Origin of the sequence: Rhizobacter sp. (assembly GCA_021153565.1) — a bacterium.
Lineage (GTDB): Bacteria > Pseudomonadota > Gammaproteobacteria > Burkholderiales > Burkholderiaceae_C > Albitalea.
In genome coordinates this window covers 1-17478 of the sequence record JAJKJU010000245.1, presented here as the reverse complement: position 1 = coordinate 17478, position 17478 = coordinate 1, and the positions used below count along the sequence as shown (strand labels likewise).

At 64.6% G+C, this 17478-nt stretch carries 13 protein-coding genes; all 13 read left to right on the top strand.

Annotation, left to right across the window (positions count from 1 at the left end; all coding sequences use genetic code 11):
• Window positions 1-127 precede the first annotated feature (127 nt).
• The gene (ftsL, locus tag AC30NL_RS15870; protein ID WP_489464967.1) at window positions 128-427 is read left to right on the top strand and encodes a cell division protein FtsL; all 300 of its coding nucleotides are present in this window, start codon (window positions 128-130) and stop codon (window positions 425-427) included.
• Between the two features lie 16 nt (window positions 428-443).
• A complete protein-coding gene (locus tag AC30NL_RS15865) occupies window positions 444-2234 on the top strand; it encodes a peptidoglycan D,D-transpeptidase FtsI family protein (RefSeq protein WP_489464966.1) in 1791 nt (596 codons plus the stop codon).
• A complete protein-coding gene (locus AC30NL_RS15860) occupies window positions 2234-3778 on the top strand; it encodes a UDP-N-acetylmuramoyl-L-alanyl-D-glutamate--2,6-diaminopimelate ligase (protein ID WP_489464965.1) in 1545 nt (514 codons plus the stop codon). The genes AC30NL_RS15865 and AC30NL_RS15860 overlap by 1 nt, the downstream gene beginning before the upstream one ends.
• Complete coding sequence (locus AC30NL_RS15855) at window positions 3775-5160, top strand: UDP-N-acetylmuramoyl-tripeptide--D-alanyl-D-alanine ligase (protein ID WP_489464964.1); 1386 nt, start codon at window positions 3775-3777, stop codon at window positions 5158-5160. The genes AC30NL_RS15860 and AC30NL_RS15855 overlap by 4 nt, the downstream gene beginning before the upstream one ends.
• On the top strand, window positions 5150-6328 hold the full coding sequence (gene mraY / locus AC30NL_RS15850; protein ID WP_489464963.1) for a phospho-N-acetylmuramoyl-pentapeptide-transferase: 1179 nt from the start codon (window positions 5150-5152) through the stop codon (window positions 6326-6328). The genes AC30NL_RS15855 and mraY overlap by 11 nt, the downstream gene beginning before the upstream one ends.
• On the top strand, window positions 6325-8736 hold the full coding sequence (gene murD, locus AC30NL_RS15845) for a UDP-N-acetylmuramoyl-L-alanine--D-glutamate ligase (RefSeq protein WP_489464962.1): 2412 nt from the start codon (window positions 6325-6327) through the stop codon (window positions 8734-8736). The genes mraY and murD overlap by 4 nt, the downstream gene beginning before the upstream one ends.
• Entirely contained in the window at window positions 8733-10001 is a 1269-nt protein-coding gene (gene ftsW / locus AC30NL_RS15840; RefSeq protein ID WP_489464961.1) for a putative lipid II flippase FtsW, read from the top strand. Before murD ends, ftsW begins: the two co-directional genes overlap by 4 nt.
• 55 nt (window positions 10002-10056) lie before the next feature.
• Window positions 10057-11136 (top strand): undecaprenyldiphospho-muramoylpentapeptide beta-N-acetylglucosaminyltransferase, encoded by a 1080-nt coding sequence (gene murG / locus AC30NL_RS15835; protein WP_489464960.1) that lies wholly within the window; start codon window positions 10057-10059, stop codon window positions 11134-11136.
• A 163-nt stretch (window positions 11137-11299) separates the two neighbouring features.
• Entirely contained in the window at window positions 11300-12706 is a 1407-nt protein-coding gene (gene murC, locus AC30NL_RS15830) for a UDP-N-acetylmuramate--L-alanine ligase (protein ID WP_489464959.1), read from the top strand.
• A gap of 196 nt (window positions 12707-12902) precedes the next feature.
• Entirely contained in the window at window positions 12903-13865 is a 963-nt protein-coding gene (locus AC30NL_RS15825; RefSeq protein ID WP_489464958.1) for a D-alanine--D-alanine ligase, read from the top strand.
• A 12-nt stretch (window positions 13866-13877) separates the two neighbouring features.
• Window positions 13878-14681, top strand: a complete 804-nt coding sequence (locus tag AC30NL_RS15820; protein ID WP_489464957.1) for a cell division protein FtsQ/DivIB — start codon at window positions 13878-13880, stop codon at window positions 14679-14681.
• Window positions 14682-14688: 7 nt separating this feature from the next.
• A complete protein-coding gene (gene ftsA / locus AC30NL_RS15815) occupies window positions 14689-15918 on the top strand; it encodes a cell division protein FtsA (protein ID WP_489464956.1) in 1230 nt (409 codons plus the stop codon).
• A 216-nt stretch (window positions 15919-16134) separates the two neighbouring features.
• The gene (ftsZ, locus tag AC30NL_RS15810; RefSeq protein WP_489464955.1) at window positions 16135-17331 is read left to right on the top strand and encodes a cell division protein FtsZ; all 1197 of its coding nucleotides are present in this window, start codon (window positions 16135-16137) and stop codon (window positions 17329-17331) included.
• The last annotated feature ends 147 nt before the right edge of the window (window positions 17332-17478 follow it).

Genomic DNA, 17478 nt, shown 5'->3' with positions numbered 1-17478 from the left:
ATGGTGCGGAGGCTGCCGCAATGAGCGGAAGGGCGAGGGGCCCCGTTTACGGGGATCGACCACGCGAACGCGGCACGCAGCCGACGGCGTGGCCTTGCATGTGGCCAGATCGCGCGGAGGCCGCCGCATGACGCGCCTCAATGTGGTCATGCTCATCATGCTGCTGGCCAGCAGCATCTATCTCGTGCGCGTGTCCTACGACGCCCGCCGTTTGTTCGCAGAGCTCGATAAGGCACAAAGCGAAGAGCGGCTGCTCGACATCGAGTTCGAACGCCTGAAGACCGAGAAGCAATCTCAGGCGACGCCTTCGCGCGTGGAAAAAACGGCGCGCGAGAAGCTCGCGATGCGCACGGCCAGCCCCGCGATCACGCAGTACGTGACGTATGCGAAGGCTGCCGCCTCCACGCCGACCGGAGGCACGCGATGAGCCCGGGAGTGCGTTCATGAACTGGCTCGAAGGCATGGCCAAGAAGTCGGCGAAGAGCGGCGCCGTCAGCGTGCGCAGCGTCAACTATTCGAGCAGCCCGCTGCTTGCGTCACCCACGCCTGCCTGGCGCTCGAAGTTCCTGGTCGCGATGGTGGGCCTGGGCTTTTGCGCTCTCATCGGCCGCGCGATCTACGTGCAAATCATCGGTTCGTCCTTCTTCTTGAAGCAAGGCGAGATCCGCTATGGGCGCACGCTGGAAATGCCCGCGAGCCGAGGTCGCATCATCGACCGCAACGGGCTGATCCTCGCATCGAGCGTTCGCGTGCCATCGCTGTGGGCCATTCCGAAAGATTTCGACGCAGACAAGGCCGAGCGCGCCAAGCTGGCGAAGCTGCTCGGCATGCCGGTCAAGGAACTCGAAGGACGGCTCGACGACAACCAGAACTTCGTCTGGCTGCGCCGTCAGGTCGACGAGCCGGTGGCGAAAGAAGTGCTTGCTCTGGGCCTGAAGGGCGTGCACCAGGTGCCTGAATACAAGCGGCGCTACCCGGAAGGCGAGGCGGCGGCGCATGTGGTCGGCTTCACCAATCTGGAGGACAAGGGGCAGGAGGGCGTCGAACTCGCCTTCCAGCGCGACCTCGCAGGCCGCGACGGCACGCGGCGCGTGATCAAGGACCGCCTTGGCCGCGTGGTCGAGGACATCGGCGACAGCGTGCAGCCGCTGGACGGTCGCGACATCGAGCTGTCCGTCGATTCGAAGGTGCAGTTCTTCGCCTACCAGCGCATCCGCGACGCGGTGGCTGAGCATCACGCCAAGGCCGGCAGTGTCGTGGTGCTCGACGCGCAGACGGGCGAGGTGCTCGCGCTGTCGAATTACCCGAGCTTCACCCCCGGCGACCGCAGGAACCTCACCGGCCAGCAGCTGCGCAACCGTGCACTGACCGACACCTTCGAGCCCGGCTCGACCATGAAACCTTTCATCGCCGCCTGGGCCATGGAGACGGGCCGTGTCACGCCCAACACGGTAATCCAGACCGCGCCAGGCTCCATCAATATCACCGGTTCCACCATCCGGGACGCGCACCCGCACGGCGCCCTGACGGTGGCCGAGGTGATCCAGAAATCGAGCAACGTCGGCACCGTCAAGATGGCGATGCAGATGCAGCCGCGCGAGATCTGGGAGCTGTATACGCAGGTCGGTTTTGGCCAGAAGCCGCAGATCGCCTTTCCGGGCGCGGTGACGGGCCGGCTGCGGCCCTACAAGACCTGGCGTCCGATCGAGCAGGCGACCATGAGCTACGGCTACGGCCTGTCGGCGTCCCTGCTGCAAATTGCGCATGCCTACACCGTGTTCGCACGCGACGGTGAATTGATTCCGATCTCGCTCGTCAAGAACACCGAGCCGACCAACGGCATCCGTGTGTTCTCGCCCAAGACCGCGCAGTCGATGCGCGAGATGTTGCACATGGTCACCGAGGCGGGTGGTACGGCGCCGCGTGCCCAGGCCATGGGCTACTCGGTGGGCGGCAAGAGCGGCACCGCCTATAAGCAGGAGGGCAAGGGGTACGCCGACAAAAAATACCGAGCGTGGTTCGTGGGCATGGCACCGATCAACAAACCGCGCATCATCGTGGCGGTGATGGTTGACGAGCCGACCAACGGCAAGCACTTCGGTGGCGACGTGGCAGCACCGGTCTTCAGCGAGGTGGTGCAGCAGACGCTGCGCACGCTGGGCGTTCCGCCCGACCTCGACGTGCGCCCGCAGATTGTCTCGAACGAGATTCCGGCGGAAGAGGAGAGTTTCTGATGCCGCGCATTCTGAACTCCGTGTCTGACGCGCTGGCGTGGCTGGCCAAGCGTGGTGCCGTGTCACTCACGACGGACAGCCGCAGCGTGATGAATGGCGACGCCTTCGTTGCCTGGCCGGGGGCCACGCACGACGGCCGCCAGTACGTCGCCGCAGCATTGCAGCAGGGAGCCGTCGCTTGCATCGTGGAAGCCGACGGCGTGGCCGAATTCGACCTCGAGGGCGACGAGCGCATCGCCGCGCTGAAGGACCTGAAGGCATTGACCGGCCCACTGGCGCACGGATTCCTCGGCAAGCCGAGCGATCGCCTGCGCATCGTCGCGACGACCGGCACCAACGGCAAGACATCCACGGCGTGGTGGATCGCCCAGGCGCTCACAGCGCTTGGCCAGCGTGCCGGTGTCATCGGTACGCTGGGCATTGGCGAACCGTCTTCTACAGACGACCCAGGCAGCATGATGTCGACCGGCCTCACCACGCCCGACCCGGTGGTGATGCACGCGGCCTTCAAGAGATTTGCCGATGCGGGCTTCAATGCCTGCGCCATCGAGGCCTCGTCCGTGGGCATCGTCGAGCATCGACTGACCGGCACGCACGTGCACGTCGCGCTATTCACCAACTTCACGCAGGACCACCTCGACTATCACGGATCGATGGAGTCGTACTGGCAGGCCAAGGCGCAGTTGTTCGCGTGGCCGGGCCTCGGCGCGGCAGTGCTCAACCTCGACGACCCGCAAGGTGCAGCGCTCGCGCGGGTGCTGCAGGGGGAACGCCTCGACGTCTGGACATATTCCGTCGTGTGCGATGCGCGCCTGTACGCGCACGAGATCGACTATTACGACGGCGGTCTCGGCTTCGACGTCTACGAAGGCAACGAACAGGCGGTGGTGCGCACCTCGCTCATCGGCGACTACAACGTGTCGAACCTGCTGGGTGTGATCGGCGCGTTGCGCGCGCTGGGTGTGACGCTGGCCGACGCAGCGCGGGTCTGTGGCCTGCTCACGCCGGTGCCCGGCCGCATGCACCGCGTGTCGACCGAGGCACGCTACGACGATGAAACCCACCACTTCGAGAACCTGCCCGCAGTGGTGGTCGACTACGCACACACGCCCGACGCATTGGAGAAAGCCCTGAAGGCGCTTGCGCCCCTGGCCAAGGCACGCGACGGCAAGCTGTGGTGCGTCTTCGGCTGCGGCGGCAACAGGGACGCGACCAAGCGTCCGCTGATGGGCGCCATCGCGCAAAAGCACGCGAATTGCGTGATCGTCACCAGCGACAACCCTCGGCATGAATCGCCGACGCTGATCCTGTCGCAGATCGTGGCGGGCATGAGTCCCGACTACCGGCCGGTGGTCATCGAAGACCGGCGGCTCGCGATCGCGCAAGCCTTGGCGCTGGCCGACGGCGACGACGTGATCCTCATCGCTGGCAAGGGCCACGAGGACTACCAGGAGGTCAACGGAGTCAAGCACCCGTTCTCGGATGTGACCGAGGCGTACGCGGCGCTCGAGCGCAAAGGCGACCAAAGGCGGATCGAATCATGATGACACTCACTCAGGCCCACGCCCTGTTGCCCGCGTCCACGCTCGTCGGAGAGGGCGGGTTGCGCGTGGCGCGCGTGCACAGCGACACGCGCACGCTGGCCCAGGGCGACTTGTTCGTGGCGATCAAGGGCGAGCGATTCGATGCGCACCAATTCTTGCCGCAGGCCAAGGCGGCAGGCGCGGTGGCAGCGATCGCCGAGCATGGCCTGGTTGAGGCCGGCCTGAGCGGATTGCAGGTGAGCGACACCCGCCGCGCACTCGCCGAGCTTGCCGCGGCGTGGCGCGCGCGCTGCGACCTGCCGCTGATCGCAGTGACGGGCAGCAACGGCAAGACCACGGTGACTCAGATGATCGCGTCGGTGCTCAAGGCCTGGCTCGACGACGGCGCATTCTCGACGCAGGGCAACTTCAACAATGACATCGGCGTGCCGCTCACGCTCCTGCGTTTGCGACAAGACGACAAGACCTGGCACCGCGCGGGAGTGGTCGAACTTGGCATGAACCACGTCGGTGAAATCGCGCAGTTGGCGAAGATGACTGCCCCCACCGTCGCGCTCGTCAACAACGCGCAGCGTGAGCACCAGGAATTCATGGAAAGCGTGGAAGCCGTGGCGCGCGAGAACGGCACAGTGATCGAAGCGCTCGGGCCGCTTGGCGTGGCGGTGTTTCCGGCCGACGATGCGTACGCGTCCTTGTGGCGCACCCTTGCCGACGAGCGCCCCGTGCTGACCTTTGCGATGAGCGGCGACGCAGACGTGACGGCCGAGGCTGCATGGGCTGCCGACCACTGGGCGGTGACGATGCACACGCCCGCCGGATCTGCCAATTTCAAATTGAGCGTGGCTGGCGAACACAACGTGAAAAACGCGCTGGCCGCGACCGCGTGTGCGTTGGCTGCCGGCTGCCCGCTCGAAGCGATCACGCGCGGACTCGAAGCCTTCGCGCCCGTCAAGGGGCGCTCACAAGTCAAGAGCTTCCAGCACGAAGGCCGCAGCGTCACGCTGGTCGACGACACCTACAACGCCAATCCCGATTCAGTTCGCGCCGCGATCGACGTGCTGGCTGCATTGCCCGGCCCCCGCTGGCTGGTGCTGGGCGACATGGGCGAGGTGGGCGAGAAGGGGCCGGAGTTCCACCGCGAAGTCGGTGCCTATGCCCAAGAGCGCGGCATCGAATCGCTGTGGACCGTGGGCAGCCTGTGCACCCACGCGAGTGCGGCGTTTCGCGGCGCCCGCCACTTCGACGACGTGCCCATGCTGCTCACCGCGCTATCGATGGCCCCCACCTGTGCGTCGGTGGTGGTCAAGGGATCGCGCTTCATGAAGATGGAACAGGTAGTGACTGCATTGATGAATTCACCGGGGACCCCGCATGCTGCTTAGTCTGGCCAGTTGGCTGCAGACGTTGTCGCCGGAGTTCGGCTTCTTTCGCGTCTTTCAATACATCACCTTCCGCGCTGTGATGGCGGCCATGACTGCGCTTCTCATCGGCCTCACCTTCGGTCCGTGGGTGATCCGCCGTCTCACGGCGATGAAGATCGGCCAACCGATCCGCGAGTACGGCGTGAAAGAACACATCGTCAAGAGCGGCACGCCCACCATGGGCGGTGTGCTCATCCTCATTGCCATCGGCGTGTCGACCCTGCTGTGGTTCGACTGGAGCAACCGCTTCGTCTGGATCGTGATGGTGGTGACCCTCGGCTTTGGCGCCGTCGGCTGGGTCGACGACTGGCGCAAGGTGGTGCAGAAGAATCCAGAGGGCATGAGCTCGAAGGAGAAGTACTTCTGGCAATCGATGATCGGGCTGATTGCGGCGCTGTATCTCGCGTTCAGCGTGTCTGAATCGTCCAATCTTCGCGTGATCGAACTCTTCATCCGCTGGGTGCAAAGCGGCTTCTCCAACGCGCTGCCGCCCAAGGCCGACTTGATGGTGCCTTTCGTGAAGACCATCAGCTATCCGCTGGGCGTCTTCGGCTTCATCATCCTCACCTACTTTGTCATCGTGGGCGCAAGCAATGCGGTGAACCTCACCGACGGACTCGACGGGCTCGCGATCATGCCGGTGGTGATGGTGGGTTCCGCGCTCGGAGTGTTTGCGTATGTCACGGGCAGCTCGGTCTACAGCAAGTACCTGCTTTTCCCGTACATCCCGGGCGCCGGAGAGTTGCTGATATTTTGCGCAGCGATGGCGGGGGCGGGCCTGGCTTTCCTCTGGTTCAACACGCATCCGGCGCAAGTGTTCATGGGCGACGTCGGTGCGCTTTCGCTGGGTGGCGCGCTGGGGACGATCGCCGTTATCACGCGGCAAGAGATCGTGCTTGGAATCATGGGTGGCGTGTTCGTCGCCGAGGCCTTGTCGGTGATGCTGCAGGTGAGCTGGTTCAAGTTCACCAAGAAGCGATTCGGACAGGGGCGCCGCATTTTGAAGATGGCGCCCCTGCATCACCACTTCGAGAAATCGGGCTGGAAGGAAACGCAGGTGGTGGTCCGCTTCTGGATCGTGACCATGCTTCTGTGCCTGGTGGGGTTGGCGAGTTTGAAGCTGCGATGAAACATCTGAAGGACATCACGGTGCTCGTGCTCGGACTCGGTGAGTCCGGCTTGGCCATGGCGCGCTGGAGTGCGCGCTGTGGTGCGACCGTGCGCGTGTGGGACTCGCGCGAGACTCCGCCGAACGCGCAGGCCTTGGCGCAGCATGTGCCGCAGGCATTGCTCTATACCGGAACGCTTGCGGATGAAGCGGTCGAGGGTGTACAGCTGGTGCTCAAGAGCCCGGGTCTCGCTCCGACCGACGAGCGCATTGCGCCGGCGTTGGCACGTGCGGCCGATGGCGGTGCCTTGGTGCAGGGCGAGCTGGAGTTGTTCGCGCGGGCGTTGGATGACTTGAAGGCCGAGCGCGGCTATGTGCCCAAGGTCTTGGCGATCACCGGCACCAATGGCAAGACCACGACCACCTCGATGGCTGCGATGCTGATCGAGCGCACGGGCAGGCGGGTCGCGATGGCCGGGAACATCGGGCCGACGATGTTGCAGACGCTGTCGGATGCATTGGATTTGGAGCCGGCGGCGGAAGTCGCAGTGGAGACTGCGCAAGGCGGTCACCCTCACCCCAACCCTCTCCCGGAGGGAGAGGGAGAAGAGGTGGCGGACATGTTGGTCGGTGAGTCTTTGGCTGATGCTCTTGGCGAGCAATCTGGCCTTGGTTCCGCATTGGCCGGGGGCCCTCACCCCAACCCTCTCCCGGAGGGAGAGGGAGCAGAGGTGGCGGACATGCCGGCCGGTGAGTCTTTGGCTGATGCTCTTGGCGAGCAATCTGGCCTTGGTTCCGCATTGGCCGGTGGCCCTCACCCCAACCCTCTCCCAGAGGGAGAGGGAGCAGAGGTGGCGGACATGTTGGCCGGTGAGTCTTTGGCTGATGCTCTTGGCGAGCAATCTGGCCTTGGTTCCGCATTGGCCGGGGGCCCTCACCCCAACCCTCTCCCAGAGGGAGAGGGAGCAGAGGTGGCGGGCATGCCGGCCGGTGAGTGTTTGGCTGATGCGCTTGGCGAGCAATCTGGCCTTGGTTCCGCATTGGCCGGTGGTCCTCACCCCAACCCTCTCCGAGAGGAAGAGGGGGCAGAGGTGGCGGGCATGTTGGCCGGTGAGTCTTTAGCAGGCTCAGGACAGGCCGAGCCTCGTCCAAAGGGACAGAGACCAGAGCGGGTCACGGCGGCCGCTGAGATGGCTGGAGAGAAATCAGTCATGGCTGTTTCAATCGACATCGCCGCGGCAGAGCTTCCCTCTCCCCCTGGGAGAGGGATTGAGGGTGAGGGCGCCGAAGGCGAAATGGCCGACGCAGAATCCACCGTTCACTCGAGCACCATGAACCGCGATGGCCCGCCGCCGAACCTCATCCCTCCGCCCCCGCCAGGCCCGGTCTTCGAACACCTGCCCGATGTCTGGGTGCTCGAGCTCTCCAGCTTCCAGCTCGACGAAGCCAAGGGCTTCGAGCCCAGCGCCGGGACGGTCCTCAACATCACTCAAGACCACCTCGACTGGCACGGCACCATGCCCGCCTATACGGCGGCGAAGTCGCGCGTCTTCGGCAAGAACGCAGTGATGGTGATCAACCGCGACGAACCGGCGGTCGAGAAACTCGTCCCCGTGCCCCAAGTTCCGGCACCCGGAGCCAAGAAGACAAAGGCGCCGAAGTTCGTGCTACGCAACGTCGTGCGCTTCGGCCTTGATGCACCCAAGCGCCACGGCGACTACGGCATGGTCGTCGAGAACGGTATCGCCTGGCTCGTCCGTGCACTCGAAGCTGACGAAACCATCAAGCCCAAGCGCGGTGCCGTGGTCGATGTCGAAGACCTGCACATCCAGCGGCTCATGCCGGCCGATGCTCTTCGTGTGCGAGGCCGCCACAATGCCGCCAACGCGCTGGCCGCACTCGCGCTCGCTACCGCCATTGGCTGCCCGCTCGCACCGATGCTGCACGGCCTTCGCGAATACACCGGCGAGCCGCACCGCGTCGAATACATCGCGACGGTGAAAGGCATCGACGCCTTCGACGACAGCAAGGGCACGAATGTCGGCGCAACGGTTGCAGCGCTGAATGGCCTCGGCGCTGACAAGTCGCCCGCCAAGCTCGTCGTCATCCTCGGCGGAGACGGCAAGGGCCAGGACTTCACGCCCTTGGCCGCGCCAGTGGCCCAGCACGCGCGCGCGGTCGCAACCATCGGGCGCGATGCGCAACTCGTCGAGGACGCCATTGCGAATGCCGGCGTTCCGATCCAGCGCCACGACACCCTCGAAGCCGCCACCCGCTGGGCTTTTGACATTGCCCACGCTGGCGACGCCGTGTTGCTGAGCCCCGCCTGCGCCAGTCTCGACATGTTTCGCAACTACGCCCACCGCGCCGAAGTCTTCGTGAACGAAGTGCGTGCCATGGCGGCCGAACACGGAGACATGAGCGCATGACCGCCACGGCCCGCTTCGGTTTCGACGCGCTCAAGGCGCGTGTCGCAGGCGTGTTCCGCCGCGACATGAAGCAAAGCACGTCGGTGCCCGTGCGCGACTGGATCAACGTCTCGTCCGGCCAGCCGACCAAGTTGCTCGGATTCGACCAGGCGTTCATCTGGGTCGTGGTCGCACTCATGGCGCTGGGCCTGGTGATGGTCTACAGCGCCTCGGTGGCCATGCCCGACAACCCGAAGTTCTCGCGCTATGCGCCGACCTTCTTTCTGACACGCCACATCATGTCCATCGTCGTTGCCACGCTGTGCGCGCTGGTGGCGGTGCAGATTCCGGTGAGCTTCTGGGAGAAGACGTCGCCGTGGATCTTCGTGGCATCGCTGCTGCTGCTGGTGCTCGTGCTCATCCCGCACGTGGGCAAGGTGGTCTACGGTGCACGCCGCTGGATTCCGCTGGGCATCATGAACTTCCAGCCCTCCGAACTTGCGAAGCTCGCGATCGCGATGTATGCGGCGGGCTACATGGTGCGCAAGATGGACGTGAAGGAAAACTTCCTTCGCGCCGTGTTGCCGATGGCGATTTCGGTCGCCGTGATCGGCCTGTTGCTGCTGGCCGAGCCCGACATGGGCGCCTTCCTCGTCATCGCGGCGATCGCGATGGGCATCCTCTTCCTCGGCGGCGTGAACGGCCGCATGTTCCTGCTGATCACGGCGGTGCTGGTCGGCGCCTTCGTGCTGATGATCACCTTCAGTGAATGGCGCCGCGAACGAATCTTCGCGTACCTCAATCCGTGGGACGAGAAATACACGCTCGGCAAGGCCTACCAGTTGTCGCACTCGCTGATCGCCTTTGGCCGCGGCGAGATCTTCGGACAGGGGCTGGGCTCGAGTGTCGAGAAGCTGCACTACCTGCCCGAGGCGCACACCGACTTCCTGCTCGCGGTGATCGGCGAAGAGCTGGGCTTCATCGGCGTGGCCTGCGTGATCGTCGCGTTCTTCTGGCTGTCGCGCCGCGTGTTCCACATCGGTCGGCAGGCGATTGCACTCGACCGCGTTTTTGCCGGTCTGTTCGCGCAGGGCGTCGGCATCTGGATGGGCGGGCAGGCCTTCATCAACATGGGCGTGAACCTGGGGGTGCTTCCGACCAAGGGCCTGACTCTGCCGCTGATGAGTTACGGCGGGTCGGCCATCGTGATGAACCTGGTCGCGCTCGCCATCGTGCTGCGGGTGGACATCGAGAACCGGCAGATGATGAGAGGGGGACGCGCATGATGCCGAGCCGCCTCAAGACTGGCGCGCAGGCGCGGCATGCGCCATGGAGGCAGTCATGACGCATCGCCACCTCGTCGTCATGGCCGCCGGAACTGGCGGCCACGTCATTCCCGGACTCGCCGTCGCGCGCGAGATGCAGCAGCGCGGCTGGACCGTGAGCTGGCTCGGTACCACGCACGGCATGGAGAACAAGCTCGTGCCGCCCTCGGGCATCGCGATGGACAACATCACCTTCAGCGGGCTGCGCGGCAAGGGCCTGATGCACACGCTGACAGGGGGCTTCCGTCTGCTCGCCGCGTTCTGGCGCTGCGCCCGGATTCTGAAGCGTCGCAAGCCCGACGCAGTGCTCGGCATGGGCGGCTATGTGTGCTTCCCGGGCGGCTTGATGACGACGGCGCTCGGCAAGCCGCTGATGCTCGTCAACGCCGATGCGGCGTTGCTGATGAGCAATCGCGCGCTGCTCGGCATCGCTGATCGCATCGCCTTCGGCTTCGATGGCAAGGACATCCAGAAGATCAAGCGCGCAGTCGTGACTGGAAACCCGGTGCGCGCCGAAATCGAATCGCTGCCGATGCCGGCAGAACGCTTCGCGGGTCGCAGCGGTCCCTTGCGCTTGCTGGTGGTCGGGGGCAGCCTCGGCGCGAAGGCCCTCAACGATTGCGTTCCGCAGGCGCTCGCCTTGATCGACGAGGCAGCGCGTCCGCATGTGACACATCAGACGGGTGCTGCGAATCACACGGCCGTTCAGGCAGCCTACGAACAAGCAAAGGTAAGGGGAGAGGTCTTGCCCTTCATCGACAACATGGCACAGCGTCTTGCGGACTGCGACGTGATCGTCTGCCGCGCCGGTGCAGTGACCGTGAGCGAACTCTGCGCTGCCGGTGTGCCAGGCGTGCTGGTACCACTCGTAGTCAGCACGACGTCGCACCAGACGGACAACGCACAGTGGCTCGCAGCCCAGGGTGCCGGCATTCATCTTCCGCAGGCCGAACTGTCGCCGCGCAAGCTGGCCGACCTGCTCACGGGGCTCACGCGCGAGGCCTTGCTGACGATGGCCACCAAGGCGCGCTCGCTGGCGAAGCCGAAGGCCGCTGCGCGAGTGGCGGATGAACTGGAAAGGCTGGTGCTTGCATGACCGAACGCAAGTCGCTCGGAGGCCGTCGTCGTAGGGTGGGCAAAGCGCAGCGTGCCCACGCGGTCGTCATTCAAGTCTGTTCGACGGTTCGCGTGGGCACGCTGCGCTTTGCCCACCCTACAAATCCCAGTGCGGCGCGGCCTGCGCTCCTGCGAGGCATTCAATGAAGCACGCCGTCAAGCACATTCATTTTGTCGGCATCGGCGGCGCCGGCATGAGCGGCATCGCTGAAATCCTGCACAACCTCGGCTACAAGGTGTCGGGGTCGGACCAGAACGATGGCGCGGTCACGCAACGTCTCGCCTCGCTGGGCATAGTGCTCACCATCGGCCATGACGCCGCGAACATCGCAGGCGCCGGCGCGGTCGTGACCTCCACTGCGGTGAAGGGCGACAACCCCGAAGTCATTGCCGCACGCGCCAAGCATGTGCCCGTGGTCCCGCGGGCCGTGATGCTGGCGGAGTTGATGCGCTTGAAGCAAGGCATCGCCATTGCCGGCACGCATGGCAAGACCACGACAACCAGCCTTGTCACCAGCGTGCTGGCCGAAGCCGGGGTCGACCCGACCTTCGTCATCGGCGGCAAGCTCAATGCCGCCGGCGCAAATTCCGCCCTCGGCAAGGGTGACTACATCGTGGTCGAGGCCGACGAGTCAGACGCATCCTTCCTGAACCTGATGCCGGTGATGGCGGTCGTCACGAACATCGACGCCGACCACATGGAGACTTACGGCCACGACTACGCCAAGCTCAAGCAGGCTTTCGTCGATTTCATTCATCGCATGCCTTTCTACGGTGCGGCCATTTTGTGCAGCGACGATCCCGGCGTGCGCTCGATCATCCCGATGATCTCGCGCCCGATGGTGACCTACGGCTTCCGCGAAGACGCGATGGTTCGCGCCATCGACGTGCGTGCCGACGAAGGCAAGATGAGCTTCACCGTCCAACGGCACAACGGCTTGCGCATGCCGGACATGCAGGTCACGCTGAACCTGCCGGGTGAGCACAACGTGCTGAACGCGCTGGCGACGATCGCTGTGGCGACTGAACTCGAACTGCCCGACGCGCCCATCATCAAGGGTCTCGCGGAATTTCGCGGCGTGGGCCGTCGCTTCCAGCGCTACGGCGACCTGCCTGCGAAAGACGGCGGCACCTTCACGCTCATCGACGACTACGGGCATCACCCGGTGGAGATGGCGGCCACGCTGGCTGCGGCGCGCGGCGCCTTCCCGGGTCGACGTCTCGTGCTCGCCTTTCAACCGCATCGCTTCACCCGCACGCGCGACTGCTTCGAAGACTTCGTGAAAGTGATAGGCACAGCCGATGCCGTGCTGCTCGCCGACGTGTACTCGGCGGGCGAAGCGCCCATCGTCGCGGCGGATGGTCGCGCGCTCGCACGGGCCCTGCGTGTCGCGGGCAAGGTCGACGCGGTCTTCGTCGACGAGATCAAGGACATGCCGCAAGTCATCGCCGATCAGGTGCGCGATGGCGACGTGGTGATTTCCATGGGTGCCGGGACGATTGGAAATGTCCCGACGCAGGTCGTCCAGATGTTGAAAGGGGCGCCATGAAGCGAAGGGCGAGGATCGCAGGAGCCGATCAGCCAGCGCAGCAGGCAGGCGGATGCGATCAATGTCGCGCCTGCGCTGCTTTCTGCGCAACGCGGACGCTTCGGCGCGACCCCGTTTACGGGGATCGACCAGCGCAATGGAGCCGGCGATACCTGTCCGGCGTTGCGAACATTCTTGGGTTTACGGAGGTATCGCCATGAACATCGATGTCAAGGCTTTGGGCAAGGTCGCTGTGCTCTTCGGTGGCGATTCAGCCGAACGCGAAATCTCCATCATGTCGGGTACCGGCGTGCTCGCTGCATTGCAATCGCAAGGCGTCGACGCGCATGCCTTTGACCCGGCAGAACGCGATCTTTCCGACCTCAAAAAGGAAGGCTTCACCCGCTGCTTCATCGCATTGCACGGCCGCCACGGCGAAGATGGCTCCGTGCAGGGCGCGCTCGAACTGGTGGGCATCCCATACACCGGCTCCGGCGTGATGGCTTCAGCCATCGCCATGGACAAGGTGATGACCAAGCGCGTGTGGATCGCCGAAGGCCTGCCCACGCCCAGGTATGTGTGGCTCGCCCCGCACGACCAGTCGCGCGAGCGCGTGATCGCGATCCCCGACGAAATCGGTCTGCCGCTCATCGTCAAGCCGCCGCGCGAAGGCTCGTCCATTGGAATCACCAAGGTACAGGGCTACTCCCAGATGCAGGACGCCGTCGCACTGGCCACGAAGTACGACCCCGACGTGCTTTGCGAAGAGTTCATCGACGGTGAGGAAATCACCTGTCCGGTGCTCGGTTCCGGCGAGGCGGCGTATGCGCTCCCGCTGATCCGCATCGTCGCGCCCGACGGTTCCTACGATTACCAGAACAAGTACTTCACCGATGTCGTGAAGTACCAGGTTCCGAGCGGCCTGCCCGACGCGGAAGAGCGCGAGATCCAGCGCATCGTCGTTGCCGCCTACAAGACCCTTGGCTGCCGCGGCTGGGGCCGCGCCGACGTGATGGTCCGCAAGAGCGACCGCAAGCCTTTCCTGCTCGAGATCAACACCTCGCCTGGCATGACCTCGCATTCGCTGGTCCCCATGTCCGCGAAGGCGACGGGCATGAGTTACGAGCAGCTGTGTGTCTACCTGCTGTCGCAAGCCAGCCTGGATTCGAAGAAGCCTTAACCGCCGTCAGCCATGGCCCGCGCCCCCGCATTCAACTCCAAACCGTCGCCCATCCCGGGCGATGTGCGGCTGATGCACGTCACTGCGAACATCCTGTTCGTCGTGGCGGGACTGGCGCTGGCCACGCTCGCGGTGAACTGCGGGTTGCGCCTGCCGGTGTTCACGCTCAAGGCGATCCACGTCGAGGGCGAGGTCGCGCGCAACAGCGTGTCGACGATCCGCGCCAACGCAGCGCCAAAGCTCACCGGCACCTTCTTCACCACCGACCTGCAAATGGACAAGCGCGCCTTCGAGTCCGTGCCCTGGGTGCGGCAGGCGGTGGTGCAACGCATCTGGCCGAACCGATTGGCCGTGCGCCTCGAAGAACATCGCCCCGCGGCGGTATGGGGCAGCGACTCGACGACCGACAGGCTTGTGAACACCTTCGGCGAAGTTTTCGAGGCCAACGTCGGCGACGTGGAAGACGACAGCCTGCCGACCTTGAACGGACCCGAGGGCACGTCCGTCCACATGCTCGCGATGCTGGGGCGGCTGAAGTCAGTATTCGATCGCGTCGATGCGCACATCGACAGCCTGTCGCTGTCGGGCCGCGGATCGTGGCGCGCCGAACTGGACACGGGGGCCGACGTAGAACTCGGGCGAGGGACGGACGACGAGGTGCTCGCGCGTGCCGAGCGATTCCTCGCCACGCTGACTCAGGTAACGCAGCGCTACCAGCGTCCGCTCGAATACGCGGACTTGCGACACAACGACGGATATGCAGTCCGGCTGAAGGGCATCACGACCGTGATTCCGAAAGCAAAGGAAAAGAAATAGGAAAGTCATGGCCAAGGAATACAAAGATCTCGTCGTCGGGTTGGACATCGGCACCGCCAAGGTGATGGCGGTGGTGGCCGAAGTGCTGCCCAACGGCGAGCTGCGCGTGGCGGGGCTGGGCGTGGCGCCGACGCACGGATTGAAGCGCGGCGTGGTCGTGAACATCGACGCGACCGTCCAATCCATCCAGCAGGCGCTGAAAGAGGCCGAGATGATGGCCGACTGCAAAATCACGCGCGTCTACACCGGCATCACGGGCAGCCACATCCGCGGGCAGAACTCGACGGGCATGGTGATCGTGCGCGACAAGGAAGTGACGCCGGTGGATGTTGCGCGCGTGGTTGAAACAGCCAAGGCGATCAACATTCCGAACGACCAGCGATTGCTGCTGGTGGAGCCGCAGGAGTTCGTGATCGACGGGCACGAGGTGAAGGAGCCCATCGGCATGAGCGGCGGGCGCCTCGAAGTCAAGGTGCACATCGTTACCGGCGCGCAGAGCGCTGCCGAGAACATCGTGAAGTGCGTGCGGCGTTGCGGGCTCGAGGTGGACCAGTTGGTGCTGAACCCGAGCGCGTCCAGTCATTCGGTGTTGACGGAAGACGAGAAGGACCTGGGTGTCGCGCTCGTCGACATCGGCGCGGGCACGACGGATGTTGCGATCTTCACCGACGGCGCGATCCGCCACACGGCGGTCATCCCGATCGCGGGTGATCTCATCACGAGCGACATCGCGATGGCCTTGCGCACGCCCACCAAGGACGCGGAAGAGATCAAGGTCGAATACGGCGTTGCCAAGCAGTTGCTGGCCGATCCGTCCGAGCAGCTCGAGGTGCCGGGGCTGGGCGACCGGGCGCCGCGCATGTTGTCGCGCCAGGCGCTGGCCGGCGTGATCGAGCCGCGCGTCGAGGAAATCTATTCACTCGTGCATCAGGTGATCCGCGAGAGCGGCTACGAAGAGCTGCTGTCTTCGGGCATCGTGATTTCGGGCGGCGCCGCGGTGATGCCGGGCATGGTCGAACTGGGTGAAGACATTTTTCTGAAGCCCGTTCGCAAGGGCATTCCGACTTACAGCGGCGCGCTCTACGACATGGTCGCAAACCCGCGATCGGCCACGGTGATGGGTCTTCTCGAAGAAGCCCGCATCGCCCGGTCCCGCGGCGTGCGCGCGGCGCAGCAGGCAGGGTCAGTGAAGACCTTGTTCGGGCGGCTGAAAGACTGGTTCTTGGGTAACTTCTGAGGGGAGTGACCAGATGCACAACTTGATTGCTCTCAGCCTCTCAGGGCGCACCAGGGGCGTGTTCGCACAAATGGGGGCGGGCTTGATCCACGGCCCACCACCACGACGAAGACAAACAAGCCTGCGACCCAGGACCCCGGCACCACCGGGTCACCCAGGCGATCAATCGGCGGGATCAACACAAGACATGGCAACTGCATTGAAGGAGTTTTAAAAATGGCAATCGAAATGATCGAAGAATTCGACCTCGGCACACAGATCAAGGTGATCGGGGTAGGTGGTGGCGGCGGCAACGCAGTCGACCACATGATTGCGCAAGGTGTGCAAGGTGTGGAGTTCATCTGCGCCAACACCGACGCGCAAGCGCTCAACCGCTCGGCGTCGCACCAGCTCATCCAATTGGGCAGCACCGGCCTCGGCGCGGGCGCCAAGCCCGAAGCCGGGCGGGCCGCGGCTGAAGAGGCCATCGACCGCATCAAGGCGACCATCGTCGGCGCGAACATGCTCTTCATCACCGCTGGCATGGGCGGTGGCACGGGCACCGGCGCTGCACCTGTCATTGCCCGCGTGGCAAAGGAGATGGGCATCCTGACGGTGGGCGTGGTCACCAAGCCCTTTGACTTCGAAGGCAACCGCCGCATGAAGGCAGCCGATGCCGGTCTTGCCGAACTCGAAGCCAACGTCGATTCGCTGATCGTCATCCTGAATGACAAGCTGCTCGACGTGCTGGGCGACGACGTGACGCAGGACCAGGCCTTTGCACATGCCAACGACGTGTTGAAGAACGCGGTCGGCGGCATCAGCGACATCATCCACATCCCGGGCCTCGTCAACGTCGACTTCGAAGACGTGAAGACAGTGATGAGCGAGCCGGGCAAGGCGATGATGGGCACGGCGACTGCTGGCGGTCCCGACCGTGCGAACAAGGCCGCCGACGCGGCTGTGGCTTGCCCGCTGCTCGAAGGCATCGACCTGTCAGGCGCGCGCGGCGTGCTGGTGTTGATTGCAGCCAACCGCAACACCTTCAAGCTGAGCGAAAGCCGCAATGCGATGAACACGATTCGTCGCTATGCGGCCGACGATGCGCACGTCATCTATGGCACGGCCTACGACGAAAGCCTGGGTGACCAGCTTCGCGTCACCGTGATCGCCACCGGCCTGTCGCCGCAAAAGCGCCAGGCAGCGCCGATCCAGGTGGTGCACAGCGCCCCGGTGCAGCGCACGGGGACGGACAACCTGCCTATCCTCACGCAGCCGATTCATCAGCAGTCGCCCGCCCACGATTACAGCCAATTGACCACGCCGAGCGTGTGGCGCAACGGTCGAACGGCGGCAGCGAAGGTGGATGCGCTGGCGAGCAACGGAATGGACGAGATCGAGATCCCGGCCTTCTTGCGCAAGCAAGCGGATTGATCGGCCGTCGCGTTGTCGCGGCGAGCCCTCACCCCAACCCTCTCCCGCCAGCGGGAGAGGGAGTTGCTTCGTTCTGGGGCCTTCAAGCCTTCAAGCCTTCAGCCTTCAGCCTTCAGCCTTCAGCCTTCAGCCTTCAGCCTTCAGCCT